At 64.2% G+C, this 16738-nt stretch carries 13 protein-coding genes; 2 read left to right on the top strand and 11 right to left on the bottom strand.

Annotation, left to right across the window (positions count from 1 at the left end):
- Positions 1 to 6 precede the first annotated feature (6 nt).
- The 4 genes from NKH59_RS29115 to NKH59_RS29100 form a co-directional block, all read right to left on the bottom strand.
- Positions 7 to 771, bottom strand: coding sequence for an SDR family oxidoreductase (locus NKH59_RS29115; RefSeq protein ID WP_352978525.1), 765 nt, complete (start codon positions 769 to 771; stop codon positions 7 to 9).
- A gap of 125 nt (positions 772 to 896) precedes the next feature.
- A complete protein-coding gene (locus NKH59_RS29110) occupies positions 897 to 2405 on the bottom strand; it encodes a sugar ABC transporter ATP-binding protein (protein ID WP_353023814.1) in 1509 nt (502 codons plus the stop codon).
- Between the two features lie 33 nt (positions 2406 to 2438).
- The gene (locus NKH59_RS29105) at positions 2439 to 3377 is read right to left on the bottom strand and encodes a sugar ABC transporter substrate-binding protein (RefSeq protein ID WP_023674026.1); all 939 of its coding nucleotides are present in this window, start codon (positions 3375 to 3377) and stop codon (positions 2439 to 2441) included.
- 133 nt (positions 3378 to 3510) lie between these two features.
- Positions 3511 to 4494 carry an ABC transporter permease gene (locus NKH59_RS29100; RefSeq protein WP_198023514.1) on the bottom strand — a complete coding sequence of 328 codons (984 nt, stop codon included), beginning with the start codon at positions 4492 to 4494 and terminating at the stop codon, positions 3511 to 3513.
- Positions 4495 to 4802: 308 nt separating this feature from the next.
- Here NKH59_RS29100 and NKH59_RS29095 point away from each other — a divergent pair, with 308 nt between their 5' ends.
- The gene (locus NKH59_RS29095) at positions 4803 to 5765 is read left to right on the top strand and encodes a sugar-binding transcriptional regulator (RefSeq protein ID WP_352918007.1); all 963 of its coding nucleotides are present in this window, start codon (positions 4803 to 4805) and stop codon (positions 5763 to 5765) included.
- On the opposite strand, the gene NKH59_RS29090 is transcribed toward NKH59_RS29095, so the two are convergent.
- The 7 genes from NKH59_RS29090 to NKH59_RS29060 form a co-directional block, all read right to left on the bottom strand.
- Complete coding sequence (locus NKH59_RS29090) at positions 5762 to 7255, bottom strand: xylulokinase (RefSeq protein ID WP_353023812.1); 1494 nt, start codon at positions 7253 to 7255, stop codon at positions 5762 to 5764. The two genes, NKH59_RS29095 and NKH59_RS29090, sit on opposite strands and share 4 nt — an antisense overlap.
- A 20-nt stretch (positions 7256 to 7275) precedes the next feature.
- On the bottom strand, positions 7276 to 8598 hold the full coding sequence (locus tag NKH59_RS29085; RefSeq protein WP_352569398.1) for an NAD(P)H-dependent oxidoreductase: 1323 nt from the start codon (positions 8596 to 8598) through the stop codon (positions 7276 to 7278).
- A gap of 214 nt (positions 8599 to 8812) precedes the next feature.
- On the bottom strand, positions 8813 to 9919 hold the full coding sequence (locus NKH59_RS29080) for a mandelate racemase/muconate lactonizing enzyme family protein (RefSeq protein ID WP_353023810.1): 1107 nt from the start codon (positions 9917 to 9919) through the stop codon (positions 8813 to 8815).
- Positions 9920 to 9969: 50 nt separating this feature from the next.
- On the bottom strand, positions 9970 to 10695 hold the full coding sequence (locus tag NKH59_RS29075; protein WP_352473393.1) for a GntR family transcriptional regulator: 726 nt from the start codon (positions 10693 to 10695) through the stop codon (positions 9970 to 9972).
- Positions 10696 to 10990: 295 nt separating this feature from the next.
- Positions 10991 to 12145, bottom strand: a complete 1155-nt coding sequence (locus tag NKH59_RS29070) for an efflux RND transporter periplasmic adaptor subunit (RefSeq protein ID WP_353023808.1) — start codon at positions 12143 to 12145, stop codon at positions 10991 to 10993.
- 16 nt (positions 12146 to 12161) lie between these two features.
- Positions 12162 to 15341, bottom strand: coding sequence for an efflux RND transporter permease subunit (locus NKH59_RS29065; RefSeq protein WP_353023806.1), 3180 nt, complete (start codon positions 15339 to 15341; stop codon positions 12162 to 12164).
- Positions 15335 to 15610 carry a hypothetical protein gene (locus NKH59_RS29060; protein WP_352489531.1) on the bottom strand — a complete coding sequence of 92 codons (276 nt, stop codon included), beginning with the start codon at positions 15608 to 15610 and terminating at the stop codon, positions 15335 to 15337. Before NKH59_RS29060 ends, NKH59_RS29065 begins: the two co-directional genes overlap by 7 nt.
- A 253-nt stretch (positions 15611 to 15863) precedes the next feature.
- Between NKH59_RS29060 and NKH59_RS29055 the strand changes: the two genes are divergently transcribed.
- A complete protein-coding gene (locus NKH59_RS29055; protein ID WP_031211029.1) occupies positions 15864 to 16445 on the top strand; it encodes a TetR/AcrR family transcriptional regulator in 582 nt (193 codons plus the stop codon).
- Positions 16446 to 16738 lie beyond the last annotated feature (293 nt).

Raw genomic sequence — 16738 nt, 5'->3', positions numbered from 1 at the left:
TTTCTCCTACCAGCAGACGAAGCCGCCATCGACGATCAGGTCGATGCCGGTGACGAAACTCGAGGCGCGGCTGGCCAGGAACACGGTCGGGCCGACCATCTCTTCCGGCGCCGCCATGCGGCCCATCGGCGTGTCGCGCTCAAAGATCCTGACCTGGTCGGCGACCTCCGGCCGCTTGTTCATCGGCGTCAGCGTGTAGCCGGGGCTGACGACATTGACGCGCAGGCCGCGATCGGCCCATTCCATGGCGAGGCTCTTCGACATGTGGATCACCGCGGCCTTCGACGAATTGTAATGCGCCTGGGTCAGACCGCGATTGACGATCGAGCCCGACATCGACGCGATGTTGATGATCGAGCCCTTGCGTCGCGTCAGCATGGCGCGGGCCTCGGCCTGGCAGGACAGGAACACGCCGCTGACGTTGACGTCATAGAGCTTCTGCCATTTCTCCAGCGACAGCGTCTCTGCCGGCTCAGCTCCGGCGACGCCGGCATTGTTGACGGCGATGGTCAACGCGCCGAGTTCCATCTCCGTACACTCGATCGCGGCCGCGAGATCGGCCTCTGAAGTCACCGTGCCGGTCAGCACCAGCGCCTTGCGGCCGAGTGCCGTGATCCGGTGCGCGGTCTCCTCCAGCCCGCCTTTCGAGGCATGGCCGAAGCAGGCTATGTCGGCGCCGGCCTCGGCCAGCCCAATGGCGATTGCCTGCCCGATGCCGCTGCCGGCGCCTGTCACAAGTGCCACGTCACCATGAAGGTCGAATAATTTCATCGTCGGTCCCTCTGCTCCAACCGCCGTCCTCCGGAAATAAAGGGGCGCCAACTCTGTTGCTGGCGCCCCGCGCGGTCTGGTGCCCGGGAGGATACCACCTGCTGCGCTTTGTTTCGATGGGCGTCCTAGCTCGTGGCTAGTTCCATCACGGCGATATTGCTTGCTTCGCTGCGGTCGAGAATGCCGCGTTGCCGGCCGCGGCTCAGCACCAGCACGCGATGCGACAGGCCGAGAACTTCCTCGAGGTCGGAGCTCACCACCACCACCGCCATGCCGGAGCGGGCAAGGTCGGCGATGACATCATAGATCGCGGCGCGTGCACCGACGTCGATGCCGCGCGTCGGCTCGTCCAGGATGAATACCTTGGGCGGGCGCGACACCCATTTGGCGATGATCACTTTCTGCTGGTTGCCGCCGGAGAGCTTGCTGACCGCCTGGTTCGGCCGGCCCTTGACGCCGAGCCGGCGAATGCCGGCCTCGGCGAATTTCTGCACCGCCTTCGGGAACACCCAGCCATTCGGCGCGACATGGTCGAAATTGCCGATCGCCAGGTTCTCGCCGATCGTCTGGTCGAGCACCACGCCCTGCGCCTTGCGGTCTTCCGGTACCAGGACGACGCCGGCCTTGATCGCCGCCGCCGGGCCATTGAGATGCACCGGCTTGCCGGCGACGCGCACCGATCCCGATGAGATCGGATCGGCACCGGCGATCGCCCGCACCAGCTCCGTGCGTCCGGCGCCGATCAGCCCGGCAATGCCGAGGATTTCGCCGGCCCGCACTGAAAAGCTGACATTTTGAAAGCTGCGTTCCGGCGAGGACAGGTTCTCGACCTCGAGCAGCGTGTCGTTGCCCGGCGCCGATATCGTAGGGAACATCCGCTCGACACTGCGGCCGACCATTTGTTCGACGACGGTGCGCACCGGAATGTCGGCGCGCTCGTGCCGGGCGACGATGCGCCCGTCGCGCATCACCACCACGCGATCGGCGATCTGGGCGATCTCGTCCAGCCGGTGGCTGATATAGATGAAGGACATGCCTTCCGCCTTGAGCTTGCGGATCTGCTGGAACAGGAGCTCCGTTTCCTCGCCGCCAAGGGCGGCCGTCGGTTCGTCGAAGATCAGCAGCTCGGCATTGAGCGTCAGCGCCTTGGCGATCTCGACCTGCTGCTGGGCGGCGATACGCAGCGTGCGCACCTTGCGCTCGGGCGAGACATCGAGGCCGAGGCGCTTCAACTGGGCCGATGCCCGTGCATTCATTGCCGCGCGGTCGATGCGGCCGCCACGCATCGGCAGGCGGCCGACATAGACGTTTTCGGCGACCGACAGATCGGGCAAGAGCTTCAGCTCCTGGTGGATCATGCCGATGCCGGCGTCGATCGCCGCGGCAGGATTGGCGGGGGAATAAGGGTTCCCCCGCCAGGTGATGGTGCCAGCATCGGGTTTGGTCGAGCCGGCGATGATGTTCGAGACGGTGGACTTGCCGGCGCCGTTTTCGCCAAGCAGCGCCACGACCTCGCCCGGCCGCACCTCGAAGCTCGCATCGGCCAGGACCTGCACCGGCCCGTAGCTTTTGCAGAGGCCGCTGACGACGAGCCCGTTATTGGGGCTGTGCGTGTGGCGAGGATCGGTGGACATCGTTGCGCTCGTCGACTGCCGGACTGGTCTCAATCAGGGATGCTTGGCGATGAACTGCTCGACATTGTCCTTGGTGGTCAGCGTCGCATCCTGCAGCTGTTCGGCGGGAATGGTCTCGCCGGCCACCAGCTTGATTGCTGCGTCGACGGCGAGCCGGCCCATGCCCTGGGTTTGCTGCGTCGCGGTCACGTCGAAGACGCCGTCCTTCAGTGCCTTGAGCGCCGCCACATCGCCGTCGAAGCCGGCAACCCAGACCTTATGGCCGGGATTGGCGACCTTGACCGCCTGCGCCGCACCGAGCGCCAGCGCATCGGCCTGGCCGATGACGATCGACACATCTGGATGCGACTGCAACAGATCCTGCGTCAGCTTGAAGCCTTCGTCCTGATGCCAGCCTTCGCTCCACAATTCGCCGACCACCTTAATGTCGGGATAGCCTTTCAGCGCTTCGCCGCAGCCCTTCGAGCGGTCGACCTCGGGCGTCGTGCCCTTCTGGCCGTGGATGATGATCAGCTCGCCCTTGCCGCCGGCCTGCTTGGCGATGTAGTCGCAAACCGCCTTGGCCGATGCCACGCTGTTGGTTGCGATGAAGGTATCGCCGGGCGCGCCATCGGCGTTGCGGTCGACATTGACGACTGGGATGCCGGCAGCCTTGGCGGTCTTGGTCGGCACGGTGGCGGCGGTGGCGCCGGCTGGAATATAGATCAGCGCATCGATGTTCTGCGTGATCAGGTCCTGCACCTGGCTGACCTGGGTCGCCGAATCGCCCTTGGCGTCGACGGTAACGACCTCGATGCCCTTTTCCTTGCCGTAGGCTTCGACGGACTGCTTGATCTGGTTGAAGAAGTCGGCCTGCAGATTGGCGACGGCGAGGCCGAGCTTTTTGGCCTCCTTGGCCGAGGCCATGTCGGACAGGCCAAGCAGCGGGATGACGGCCGCGGCGGCAAGCAGCAATGAACGTTTGGTCAGCATGTTTATTCCTCCGTTGATGTTCAATCTGTCCTGCCCGCGCATCGCGGCGCCCCTTGGCCGAACAACTCCCAGTTTCGGATCACCGATCCGTTTTCGCCCGAATATCGGGGCGAATCTCATTGAGCCCCATTCTTCATTGTGCTCGGCGCCGCCACGTGTCGGTGGCCACCGCCAGCGCGATCACCACGCCGATAACCACTTGCTGGATGAAGGGCGAGACACCGAGCAGGTTCAGCCCGTTGCGCAGCACGCCGATGATGAGGACGCCGATGGCTGTGCCGCCGATCGAACCGACGCCGCCCGACAGGCTGGCGCCGCCGATCACCACCGCCGCGATGGTGTCGAGTTCGTAGCCAAGGCCGGAGCTCGGCTGGACGGAATCGAGCCGGGCGGCAAGCACGATGCCGGCGAGACCGGCCAGCACGGCGCAGATCGCATAGACCCAGTTTGTCAGCGACTTGACTGGTATGCCGGACAGCCGGGCGACTTCGGCGCTGCCGCCGATTGCGTACAGGCTACGGCCGGTAGCGCGATAATTCAGGAAGATCGCGAAAATGACCGCAAGCACGATCATCAGCCCGACGGTGACCGAGAGGAAGCCGAAATGGCGGATTATCGACAGGCTGGTGAACCAGTCGGGAAAGCCGACGATCTGCGAGCCGTCGGTGATCATGTTGGCGAGGCCGCGCGCCACCGACATCATCGCCAACGTGGCGATGAAGGGCGGCAGCTTGGTGACCGTCACCAGCAGGCCCGAAACCAGGCCGCAAAGACCGGCGACGACGAGGGCCGCGGCGATGCCGGCGGGCAGGCCGAGATTGAGATAGTCCGGATGGGCGACGAAGCCCATCACCATGGAAGCCAGCGCCAGCACCGAGCCGACGGACAGGTCGATGCCGCCGATCAGGATGACCAGCGTCATGCCGATCGCCATGATGCCGAGCACGGTGACCTGGTCGAGCACGTTGAGGATGTTGCGGATTGTCAGGAACGTGTCGGTGGTCAGCGAGAGCGCCAGGCACAGCAGAACCAGCCCGATCAGCGGACCCATGGTTCCGGCAAAGACAGCCGAAAACCTTGCGCCCGCCGTAGCCTGCGCGCCAGAGCCTGCCTTCAACTCGCCTGCCTTCAAATTGCTTGCGTCGTTGCTCACAGCCACTTTGTCTCCTCCACAGCAATCCGGCGCTGCATCACCGGGCCACTTTGCTCACCAGGCCCCTCCCTGTGAACAATTTATCTTTAACATGCAATTTTGTTCAGCTAAACTGTTCGTCGGAAAATTGTCAAGGCCTGCCGCTTCATTCGACGACGGGTTTGCGCTGTCCGCCGGTTTGCCTTACGCACGGTCTCCGAAATCTTGGGCATTTCGAAGTCGCCGGATTGGAATATCATGAGCAGAGCCGGCGGCTGCGGCAAGGCAAACAGATGACGATCGTTGAGAACGAAAAAGCCTCGCGCTTCCCCGACGCCGAACTGAAGGCCCGCGCCGCCTGGCACTATTACGTCGAGGGTCTTACACAGGAGCGGATTTCCGAAATTCTCGGCGTCGGCCGCATCAAGGTGCATCGCATTCTCTCCGCGGCCCGCGAAGAGGGTGTCGTCCAGTTTCGCATCCGCGACAGCGTCGTCGAATGCGTGATTTTGGAGGAAAGCCTCAAGCAGCGGTTCGGGCTCAGCCAGGCTGTTGTCGTGCCGTCGGCGGCCGACCGAAGCAACGCGCCGCTGATGATCGGCCACGCCGCCGCCGCCTACCTGGCCGACCATGTGAATGCCGGCGATGTCATCGCACTGGGCTGGGGGCGGACACTGAAATTTGCCATCAATGAATTGCCGCGGCGGCCCATCGCCAGGACGACGGTGGTTTCGATGCTTGGCGGCCTCACGCATGCCCAGCCGCTCAACCCGACAGAAAGTGCCTGGGATTTCGCCGAAAAGATCGGTGCGGAGTGCTTCCTGCTGCCGGTGCCGGTCTATGCCGACAGGCCGGAGCAGCGCGACGCTTTCATGAGCCAGCGCAGCGTTCAGGACGTCGTCTTCCGCGCACGCCGGGCAAACATCGCCGTGCTCAGCGTCGGCTCGTTTTCCAACGACAGCCCGATCGCCAATTACGGCTTCATCAAGCCAAGCGAACTCGAGGAACTGCAGGCGGCCGGTGCCGTCGGCGATATTCTGTGTCATTTCATCGACGCCGAGGGCCGCCCGGTCGACCACGAGGTCAACCGCCGCGTCTGCGCCTATCCGCTGCAGGATCTGTCGGATATCCCGAGCATCATCCTGGTGTCGGGAGGCAGCGAGAAGGTAGCGGTAATGCGGGCTGCGCTCGCCAACACCAAGGTATCGGTTCTGATCACCGACGAAGACGCGGCCAAGGGCCTGCTCAACCGCTAGATTTCGCCGAGAGCGCTGAGGCGGGTGTGGATGTCGCGCGTCACCTGATAAAGGTCGCGGTAGATTTCCTTGCGGCTGCGATAGGCGGCGACAAGCCCGTCGACCGGATCGACATGCCTGGTGGGAGCGGCAGCCATTGCCTGCGCGGCGGCTTCCGGCGAGGCAAACCAGCCGACAGCCGCTGCCGCCAGCATGGCAGCGCCGAGTGCGGCGGCTTCGTTGACCGGCGAAACCGAGAGCGGCCGCTCGAGCACGCTTGCCATGATCTGCATGAGCAGCGCGCAATTGGTGCCGCCGCCGGCGGCAATCATCGCGGCCGGTCCGCCGGCCTGGGCTTCCATGGCCTCGGTGGCGACGGCCTGCTCGAAGGCGATGCCTTCCAGGACAGCGCGGAAGAGATGCTCCGGCCGGTGATCCAGCGACAGGCCGACAATGGCGCCGCGCGCCGCACCGTCCCAATACGGGCTCATGACGCCGGCCCAATAGGGCATGATGAGCAGGCCCTCGCTGCCCGCGGCAACATCCAGCGCCACTTTCTCCAGCGCTGCCGCCGAGGGCGAACCGGTGGTTCGCACGATCCAGTCGACCAGCTGCATGCCCGAGCGCAGCACGGTCTCCAGCATGAAACCGGAGCCGGTCGGCGAAACCAGCGTGCGAAACGCGTCCGAGGTTTTCACCTTGCCGGAATAGCAGCCGCTGACCACGCCGGAGCCGAGCGAGAGATAGCTCTTGTCCTCGCCGTAGACGCCCATGCCGAGGCCCATCGCCTGGCCGTCCCCAGCGCCGGCAACGACCGGCGTGCCGGCCCTCAGGCCGGTCAGCTGCGCTATGCTTGCGGAAAGACTGCCGCAGACCACGCCTGGCGCGACCAGCTCGGGCAATTGCTCCATCTGCAGTCCGGCGGCCGCAACGAGGCGGGGATGCCAGGTACCTTTCTCGACGTCGAGCAGCCCGAGCGGATCCGCACTTGCGGTGCTGGTGACCAATCGCCCGGTCAGCCGCTGGACGAAGAAACCGTGCACGTCGACCAGTGCCGCTGCCTGGCGAAGCACTTGCGGCTGGTGCTCGGCAAGCCAGGCAATGGCGTAGAGCGCCGGCGTCGGGTCCGGCGGCTTGCCGCTCCAGTCGCGGATCGCCTCGCGGCCGAGTTCGGCCGAAAGCCTGATAACCTGCGGCCGGGCGCGTTCGTCGAGCCACAGGATCGCCGGCATGAGTGCTTTGCCGGCGCTGTCCACCAGCGTGAAGGTCTCTCGCTGGTGAGCGATGCAGATCGCCGCCACCCGCGTAGTGCCGACGGCCTCGGTGACCTGCTTCAATGCGCCAAGCAGCGCCGTCCACCATTGTTCGGCCTCCTGCTCGAAATGGCGGGGCTTCGGATTTGAAAGCGGATAGGTCTCGCGCGCCTGGAACAGCTCCTCGCCGGCGCGGGTGAAGGCAATCGCCTTCACGGCCGTGGTCGAGGCGTCGATCCCGATTACGACATCGTCCATCAGGCGGAGATCCGGCGGGGTCAGGCTGCGTTTGTAACGAACCGTCCGTCCGACTGGTCGAGACGGCGGCGGATCTGGGTTATCACCATCGAATCGTCGGGTACACAATTTTCATAGGTCAGGAAGTCGCCGGTCTTGAGCGGCTTGACCACCTTGGCGCGTTCGGCAAGGCCGAGCGGCAGGGCGCCACGGGCGCGCGCATCCCCCCAGGTCATGGCGAAGCCGCGATAGTCGTTCTCGCCGATCATGCCGAGCGACTGGCCAACGCCAAGATCGCTCTTGGCGACCGCGACCGCCTCGGCCACAGGATGGTCGAGCGGCTCCATGTCGGCCCGCTTGTAGACCACGGCGCGCGCCGCCGACAGCGGCACTTCCAGGCTGGTCAGATGATAGGGCCGGAAGATCGTGAAATAGGGGCCCTTGCCGACCTTGAGGTCGATCATGCGCTCCAGCACACGCGGATGCCGGGTCTCGATGATGCAGAACACGCCGGGCGCCACACCCTTGCCGATCGAGTAATCGACCACGCCCTTGCGATGCAGCACGCCGCCATCCTCGCGCGGGCAAAGCACGCTGGCCAACTCCTCCAGCGTCGCGGTCGGGCCGTGCATGCCCGGCACATCGGGCACCAGCCCGGTCGCATTGGCGATCGCCACCATCTCGATCGCCGTCTTCGAGCCGTCGACGAATTCGACCAGCATGCGCGCATTCATGTTGCGCTCGGCCGCCTCCTTCTCGTAGTCGGCCGGCATGGCGTCGATCTTCAGCGGATTGTTCTTGCCCTTGCCGGCGGCGATGATGTTGAAGCCGAGGCTCTTGGCAAAGCCGATGATCTCCAGCGTGCAGGCCGGCTCGTCGCCGGCCGCACCGGTATATACGACGCCAGCCTTACGCGCTTCGTCCTTGAGGAAACGGCCGATGGTGATGTCGGCCTCGACATTGAGCATGACGATGTGCTTGCCGTTCTTCATCACTTCCAGCGCGAACAGCGTGCCGATATTGGGATTGCCCGTCGCGTCGATGATGACGTCGATCCGACCGGCCGCCGCCAGCGCATGCAAATCTTCGGTCACCGCGATCTTGCCGGCCTCGATGGCGCGGTCGATCGCGGCCGCATTGCCGGCCTGGACGATGTCGGAACGGTCATGGCCAGCGAGCAGCGCCGCGTCGATCGCTGCCTGCGGCCTGACTTCGGAAATGGCGCCGATCCGCATGCCCGGCATCAGCGCGACCTGGACGACGATGTCGGTGCCCATCTGTCCGGCGCCGGCAAGCCCGATGGTGATCGGCCCCTGCTGTTCAGCGCGCTGCAGAAGTTCCGCTGCAAATTGCGGATGGGACATGTCGCTTCCTCCAGTTCCTGACGCGCCGCAGCGTCCAAATCAACGTTTTGAACATTTCTATTTGCAAATGAAAAATATTTCAACCGGCAATTGGGCATTGTCGCTCTGCAATCGGCCGAAGACGATTGGATGAGCGGTCAATCCACACGGCCGTGCCTCCGCAGTCAGAAGGACGCGGCATATTCAGGTTGATTGTGTGCAGCCTTATTGCAGCTCAGCTGCCGATTTCGAAGAAGGGCGCACCAAGCAGGCCGGGAACGACATCGATGCCGAGGCCCGGCCCATCCGGAATGCCCATACGGCTTCCCGAAATCGGCGGCATGTTGGATGCGGTGCGCACCGTCACCCATTCGTGGAAGGCAATGGCGTGCAGCCGGCGCTCCTCCGGCGTCGACAGCGACAGATGCGCCATCGCCGATGTGTCGATCTCGGCGCCGCCAGTGTCTTCGACCGTGATCATGAAGCCGAGGTCGACGGCAAGGTCGCGGATCTGGCGCGTCTTGGTGACGCCGCCCAGCCGCGAGATCTTCAGCGTCAGCCCGTCGGCGGCGCCCTTGCGGTGGATATCGAGCATGTCGTCCAGCGAGGCGACGGATTCGTCGAGCACCATCGGCTTGTCGAGCGAGCGGCGCACCGACAGGCATTCGTCGATCGTCGTGCAGGGCTGCTCGAACGTATAGTCGATCTTGCGCGTCGCATCGGCGAACTGGCGCGCCTGGTAAGGCGTCCAACCGGCATTGGCGTCGCAGAAGATGACGGTGCCCTTCGGCACGGCGGCGGCAACGGCTGTGACGCGTTCGATATCGTCATGGACGTTGCCGCCGACCTTGACCTGCAGCCGGTGAAATCCTTCCCCGACGATGTGCTTGGCGAGCGCGGCCATCGCGTCGACCGTGCCGTGGGTGACGACCTTGTAGAGTTCCGCCGTCTCGCTCTCGCGGCCGCCAAGCAACGTGACCAGCGGCACGTCGGCGGCGCGCGCCGCGAGATCCGAGCACGCCATGTCGAGCGCGGACTTGACGTAGGGATGGCCCTTGAACACGGTATTCATCAGCCTGTTGATACTGGCAAGCCCGCGTGGGTCATGGCCAATGAGATGCGGCGCGATCTCGACGACGCCGGCGCGAGTACCCGCAGCGAAGGCAGGCGAATAGAAATTGCCAAGCGGCGCCATCTCGCCCCAGCCGGTGAGCCCGCTATCGGCGGTGACGGCGACGATCACCGCGTCGAACGCATCGGCGACGCGCCCCTTGGACATACGATAAGGCCCGTCAACGAAGGGCTGCACGACATGGTAGGCCTTGATGGTTTTGATCTGCACGTCTTCTGTCCGTTGTCTGTGTTCCGGGATGTCCGTCAAATTTGTCGGGCTCAGCCGCCTCTAGGTCGGCCGGCACGATCGGCGCCGGCGCCCTTTGAGCCGCGCTGTTCCAGCCCGCGCGCATAGGCGAGCAGTTCTTCGAAATCCAGGTCGATATGCTCCTTGGCGTGGCGCTGTGCGGCGCGCATGTCGCTGCCCTTGAGCAGCCGTACATAGGTCTCGTGAGCATCTTCGGCAGGCACCGGCTCGTTGCGCGCCCGCTGGTGCAACGCGAAATACATCTGCAGCCGGCTGGTCAGCCGTTGCCACGTTTCAAGCAGCACCGAATTGTCGGCCCATTCGTGGATCAGGCCATGCAGTTGCAGCGCTGTTTCGATCTGCCGCGTCGTGTCCAGTTCGCGCGTCGCCTGCTTCACCGCCGCATGACGCCGGTCGAGTTCGTCGAAGAAGCGCTGGTCGCGAAGCGGCCAGGTCCGCGCGATGGCGAACTCGTCGAGCACCTTGTTGAGCGAATAGGCGTCGTCGATGTCCTTGGCGGTGACGTCGATGACAAAGGTTCCGGCGTAGGGAATGCTGGTCAGGATGCCTTCCTGCACCAGCTCGCGCATCGCCTCGCGCAGCGGCGCGCGGCTCACCCGCATCTGCTCGGAAATCCTGAGTTCGTTGAGCTTCTGTCCAGGTTCCAGCTGGCCGGTCAGGATCGCCCGCCGGAGCAGCCCTACGATCTCGGCCCTGCGTGTCGTATCCGCGATCGGACTGAAATCCAGCTTTGCCATTCGGCTGCTCCAGGGAACCGAAATCAAGACAAGCAGATTGTCGACAATCTAACAAGAGGCGGGTTGTGGATTTCTTGACTTCCGCTTGGCCGGCTGGCTTGCGGCGCCGGCAAGGCCGTCAGGCCGCACGGCCGCAAAGACCGACCCGTTCTTCATCGCTGAACATCACACCGGCTTCTCGAAGCCGGCGTACGTTGCGTTTTCCCCAAGGAGTTGCGTAGAACGAAACATAGCAAAAACGGCGCCCTTGGCGTGGGAGCCGAGGGCGCCGCGGAACCGGACCTGATGGGGGTTATCAGGTGGCCGGTTTCTCGGGCAGCGGCGAGACCGGCATTCCCGGGCCGATCTTCTGCAGATTGCCGGTAATCACCCGGTCGCCTTCGGCCACACCGCTCAAGATGGCGACCTGATCGCCATTGGTCGGTCCGAGCGAAACGATGCGCTGGTCGACCGTGTTGTCCTTGCCGACGACATAGAGGTATTTGCCGAGCTGGCCTGAGCCGAGTGCCGTCTGCGGTACCATCAGCGCATCGGGCTGCTCTTTGACGTGCAGCCGGACGCGGACATATTGGCCGGGCAGCAGCGTGAACTTGCCGTTGCCGATCGTCGCCCGTGCCGTGATCGTGCCGGTCGAGCGATCGATCGTGTTGTCCATGAAGGTAAGATTGCCCTTCTGGCGCGGTTCCGTTTCACCGGGAAGCAGGACGTCGACACTGATCGGTCCCGCGGCGCGGGCTTCCTCGATCTGTGTCAGGTCCGTTTCGCTCGGATTGAAGGTGACGTAGATCGGATCGAGCTGCACCAGCGAATTGAGCACCGTGCCGGCAACGCTGACCAGCGTTCCAACGGAAGCCTGGCTGCGACCGATACGTCCCGCAAACGGGGCACGGATTTCGGTATAGCTCAAATTGAGCTCGGCGGTCCGCAAGGCGGCCTGGTTCACGGCAAGCGAGGCCTGAGCCTCACGCAAGGTGCTGGTGCGCTGGTCGAACACGTCCTTGGCGAGATAGCCGCTCTTGGCGAGTTCGCTGCCGCGCCCGAGATTGGAGCGCGCATAGTCGAGTGTTGCCGTGTCGCGCTGGATAAGCGCCTTCGCCTGCTCGAGGGCAGCCTGGAAATCCTCAGGGGCGATCTTGTAGAGAAGGTCGCCCTTCGCAACGTCGCTGCCGTCGGTGGCAACCTGCTCCTGCAGATAACCCGGCACGCGCGCCTGCAGCGTGATGCTGCGGATCGGCTCCACCCGGGCGGCGTAGTCGAGATAGATCGGGATCGTCTTCTTGACGACGCTCACCACCGGCACCGGCATGACAAAGGCTTCCGGCTTGGGTGTCGCCGCCCCGGCTGTGCCCGCGTTGAGGCTGAGGCTGCCCATGTCGAGCAGGTGAACGCTCGCCACCGAAATCGCCCCAAGGGCGACGGCCGTTCCCAGCGCGATTTTCCATTTACGCATGATCAATTCTCCAGTCCTATTCGGCCGCTTCGGCCAATGGCTCGAAGGCGGGTTCGGCAGTTGGTTGTTTGGTCGCTTCGGAAACCGGTTCGCTCTCGCTGCGGCGCTCGCGCAGCTGCTCGATCACCGCATAGAAGACCGGCACGAACACCAGCGACAGGATCGTCGCCGCGACCATGCCGCCAAAGACGGTGGTGCCGATCGACTGCCGGCTTGCGGCACCTGCACCTGTAGCGAACATCAGCGGCAGCACGCCGAGGATGAAGGCGAAGGCGGTCATCAGGATCGGTCGCAGCCGAAGCCGCGCCGCTTCCATCGCGGCGTCGACGATGCTGAGGCCTTCTTCGCGCCGGCGCCGGGCAAACTCGACGATCAGAATCGCGTTCTTGGCCGCCAGTCCGATCAGCATGACGAAGCCGATCTGCGAATAGACATCGATCTGCATGCCACGCAGCCAAAGCACGACGAACGCACCGAACAGTGCGAGCGGCACCGCCAGCAGCACCATGAACGGCATCGCCCAGCTCTCATATTGCGCGGCGAGGATCAGGAAGACGAAGACGATCGCGAGACCAAAGACCACGGATGCGATCGATCCCGCCTTGAGCTCCTGATAGGTGATGCCGGTCCATTCGTAGCCGAAATCTCTCGGCAACGCCGTGGCAGCGGCACGTTCCATCGCCGCCACCGCCTGGCCGGACGAAAAGCCGGGCGCGGCGCCGCCATTGATCAGGGCCGACGCATTGTTGTTGTAATGCGGCACGGTCTCGGGGCCGACGATCGGCACAAGCTTGCCCAGCGTGCTCAGCGGCACCATCCCACCCGAGGCATTGCGGACATAGAGCCGCGAAATGTCGGCCGGACCGGCGCGAGAGTCCTTGTCGGCCTGGATCGTCACCCGGAAGGTGCGGCCGAACAGGTTGAAATCGTTCACATAGAGCGAGCCGAGATAGATCTGCAGCGTATTGAACACGTCCGGCAGGTTGAGCCCGAGCAGCTTCGCCTTGGCGCGATCGAGATCGTAGTTGAACTGCGGCGTCGAGGTCGAGAACGACGAGAACAATTGCTGCGGGTTGAGCTCGGGCTGCTTGCGCGCCTCGGCAATCACGGCTTGCGTCGCATCGTTGAGCGCCACGCTGCCGCGGCCGGTCAGGTCCTCGACCTGGAACTCGAAGCCACCGGTGGTGCCGATGCCCGGGATCGACGGCGGGTCGAAACTCAGCGCAAAAGCCTCCGGAATTTGCAGCAGCTTGTTGCGCACATCGGCGACGAGCTTCGAGGCGCTCTGGTCGGGGCCGCGTTCGTCCCATGGCTTCAGGATGGCGAATTCGACCGCCGAGTTCGACTGCGCGGCGCTGGTCAGGAAGTTCAAGCCGCTGATCGAGCCGACGATGTCGACGCCGGGCGTGTTCTGCAGGATGTCGCGTGCCTTTTGCGCCACCGCGTCGGTGCGTTCCAGCGAGGCCCCGTCGGGGAGCTGGATGACGACGAAGAAATAGCCCTGGTCCTCGACCGGAAGGAAGGTCGAGGGCAGGCGCTGCCAGACGAAATAGGTCGCGACAAGTCCGGCTGCGAATACGCCGAGCATGATCCAGCGCAGGCGGATGAGAATGCGCACACCATTCGCATAGGCATGCGCCAGCCGTTCGAAGCCCATGTTGAACCAGCGGAACAGCACGAACTGCGTTTCCGGCCGGTGGCGCAGGAAGGCGGCGCTGAGCGACGGAGTAAGCGTCAGCGAGACGAAGGCCGAAATGCCGAAGGAGATCGCCACAGTCAGGGCGAACTGGTTGTAGAGCCGGCCGGACACGCCGGGAATGAAGGCAACCGGCACGAACACAGCCATCAGCACGGCGGTCGTGGCGATGATCGGGCCGGTAACCTCTGCCATCGCCGTACGCGTGGCAGCCAGCGGTTTGAGGCCGGCCTCAAGTTGGCGTTCGACATTCTCGACCACGACGATGGCGTCGTCGACGACGAGGCCGATCGCCAGCACCATGCCGAGCAGGCTGAGCATGTTCAGTGAGAAGCCAAGCATATGCATGACGGCCAGCGTCGCCACCAGCGACACCGGAATTGCGATCGTCGGGATGATCGTGGTGCGCCAGCTTTGCAGGAAGATGAACACCACGGCGACGACCAGGACCAGCGCTTCGCCGAGCGTGATCAGCACGTCGTGCATTGAGGCCGAAACGAAACGTGTCGTATCGTAATGCATGGCGTAGCTGACGCCCTTCGGGAAACGGGCCGACAGCTCCTGCATCTTGTCCTTGACACGCTGCTGCAGATCGAGCGCGTTGGAGCCCGGCATCTGGTAAACCGCGAGCACCACCGTCGGGTCCTTGCCGAAGAAGGCCGACGACGAATATTGCAGCGCACCGAGTTCGATGCGCGCAACGTCGCGCAGCCTGACCAGCGAGCCGTTGGCGGTATTGGCCCGCACGACGATGTCGCCGAACTCCTTGGGATCGCTCAGCCTGCCGACGGCGTTGACCTGCATCTCGAAGGCGGTGCCGGCCGGAGCCGGTGATTGCCCGATCTTGCCGGCCGCCACCTGGACGTTCTGCTCGGCGACGGCGTTCTGCACGTCGACGGCAGTAATGCCGAGATTGGCGAGCTTGTCGGGGTCGAGCCAGATGCGCATCGAATAGCGCCGCTCGCCGAAGATCTGCACGTCGCCGACGCCGGGCAGGCGCTTCAGCGGATCGACCACCTGCAGATAGGCGAGATTGCTCAGCGCGACCGGGTTGACGGAACCGTCCGGCGAGGTGAGGTCGACGATCAGGACGAAGTTCGGGTTCTGCTTCTTGATCGTCACGCCGCCCTGATTGACGATGGCCGGCAACGAGGAAGCCGCCTGCGAAACGCGGTTCTGGACGTCGACGGCCGCCGTGCTCAGGTCGTAGCCAACGTCGAAGGTGATCGTGATCGTCGAGGAGCCGTCATTGGAGCTCGACGACGACATATAGGTCATCCCCTGGACGCCGTTGATCTGCTGTTCGAGCGGCGTCGTCACCGTGTCGGCGACGACCTGCGCGCTGGCGCCCGGATAATGGGCGCTGACCACGACCTGGGGCGGCGTGATGTCGGGAAACTGCGAGACGGGCAGAAGGAAATAACAGATCCCTCCGGCGAGCACCATGATGATGGCGATCGCCGACGCAAAGATCGGACGATGAATGAAGAAGTTTACCATGATATGCACGCCTCGCCCGATGCTCTGGCCCGGCCAAAGGCCCTGGCCACCCTGGACAGCCGCCGGCTGCGCGTTGAGCCGGAATCTTCGAGAAAGCCGAAATCTTCCACAAGGCGGCGCGGCGCATTGCGGCGCTCGGCCTGCTCATCCGCCAGCGCACGCAGCATCGCCTCGAACGACCGCGGGTCGACGCGGTCGGCCTTCATCAGCATGCGGATCATCGGGTCCCTCACGACTTCATCGATCGTCAGATCATTGCGCTGCGACATCGAAGCGGCTCCTGGTTTTTGGCGACCCGCGGTAAGCCGCGGATCGGGTGTTTTCTTGCTCGCCGGCCGAGGCCGTGAGGTGCGGTTCGTCCCCTTGCCGCTCGGGGCGGGGTTGATGGCCGGCACTTGCGAGTTTGACATGAGGCAATGCGGGTGTTACAGGTAAGTAACATCTCTAACGTTACAGACCGGTAACACCCTAGTCAAGAGGTGCGCCGAGGGAATTTCGGGAAACGCAATCACGGAGGTTTTGATGACAGACGGTGTTGTGGAGCGTGTTCGCCCCCGGGACAGGATCCTGGAGACGGCACGGGACATGTTTCACAAGCATGGCATTCGCGGCGTCGGCATCGACGCCATTACCGAGGCCGCCGGCACCAACAAGATGACGCTCTACCGGCATTTCGAGTCCAAGGACGACCTGATCATCGAATGTCTGCGGGCGACCGCCTGCAGCGCCAACGCGATGTGGGAAAAGTTCGAGGCCGAGAATCCGGGCGACAAGCTGGCGCAGCTGCACGCCTGGGTCCGGATGGCGGCCGATTGCCTGATGTCGGATCGCCGCGGTTGCGACATGGCCAACGCCGCCATCGAGCTGAGCGAGGCGGATCATCCGGCAAGGCAAGTGATCAAGGAACTCAAGGAAGCGCAGCGCGAGCGGCTGGTCTCGCTGTGTCGCGATGCGGGTATCGGACAGGCCGAGCTTCTCGCCGATACGCTGTCGCTTCTGCTCGAGGGCGCCCGCGTCAGCCTGCAAAGCGTCGGCGCCGAGGGCCCGAGCGCGCAGTTCGTCCGCATGGCTGAAGGCCTGATCACGTCTTTCAGGGCAAGATAATCTCGTAAGCGGCGAAACGACCCGTGGCGTTTCGATTGCGCGCCGCGCCGCCGGGTGATGTCTCGTCCCATCGCGATGTGCCATCTCGCGTCTCCTGTGCCGATCCTCCGCACCATTGCCGGCGCGGCGTTGTTTGCTGGTCGTGAGGCAGGATAGGGCCGCCGGCGAACCGGTGAGAGTGACAAGTGTGACAGGATTCCGCCCGATAAGTTGTGTGCGTCAAGTTCTGCAAAATGGCGTGGCATTGCGGTGACGTCGGCGTGTCCGCCGCGCAGCCCCCGTGTTTAGCGGAG

The sequence above is a fragment of the Mesorhizobium sp. M0998 genome (genome assembly GCF_040318885.1).
Classification (GTDB): domain Bacteria; phylum Pseudomonadota; class Alphaproteobacteria; order Rhizobiales; family Rhizobiaceae; genus Mesorhizobium.
Note: the sequence above shows the minus strand (reverse complement) of the source record. Positions and strands in the feature narration are given on the sequence as shown.

What these genes read in the sequence shown, in the direction of transcription:
- NKH59_RS29085 (WP_352569398.1), bottom strand. Translation starts at nt 8,598, where the DNA reads ATGTCCCATCCGCAATTTGCAGCGGAACTTCTGCAGCGCGCTGAACAG.
- NKH59_RS29075 (WP_352473393.1), bottom strand. Translation starts at nt 10,695, where the DNA reads ATGGCAAAGCTGGATTTCAGTCCGATCGCGGATACGACACGCAGGGCC.
- NKH59_RS29070 (WP_353023808.1), bottom strand. Translation starts at nt 12,145, where the DNA reads ATGCGTAAATGGAAAATCGCGCTGGGAACGGCCGTCGCCCTTGGGGCG.
- NKH59_RS29105 (WP_023674026.1), bottom strand. Translation starts at nt 3,377, where the DNA reads ATGCTGACCAAACGTTCATTGCTGCTTGCCGCCGCGGCCGTCATCCCG.
- NKH59_RS29065 (WP_353023806.1), bottom strand. Translation starts at nt 15,341, where the DNA reads ATGGTAAACTTCTTCATTCATCGTCCGATCTTTGCGTCGGCGATCGCC.
- NKH59_RS29110 (WP_353023814.1), bottom strand. Translation starts at nt 2,405, where the DNA reads ATGTCCACCGATCCTCGCCACACGCACAGCCCCAATAACGGGCTCGTC.
- NKH59_RS29095 (WP_352918007.1), top strand. Translation starts at nt 4,803, where the DNA reads ATGACGATCGTTGAGAACGAAAAAGCCTCGCGCTTCCCCGACGCCGAA.
- NKH59_RS29055 (WP_031211029.1), top strand. Translation starts at nt 15,864, where the DNA reads ATGACAGACGGTGTTGTGGAGCGTGTTCGCCCCCGGGACAGGATCCTG.
- NKH59_RS29115 (WP_352978525.1), bottom strand. Translation starts at nt 771, where the DNA reads ATGAAATTATTCGACCTTCATGGTGACGTGGCACTTGTGACAGGCGCC.
- NKH59_RS29060 (WP_352489531.1), bottom strand. Translation starts at nt 15,610, where the DNA reads ATGTCGCAGCGCAATGATCTGACGATCGATGAAGTCGTGAGGGACCCG.
- NKH59_RS29090 (WP_353023812.1), bottom strand. Translation starts at nt 7,255, where the DNA reads ATGGACGATGTCGTAATCGGGATCGACGCCTCGACCACGGCCGTGAAG.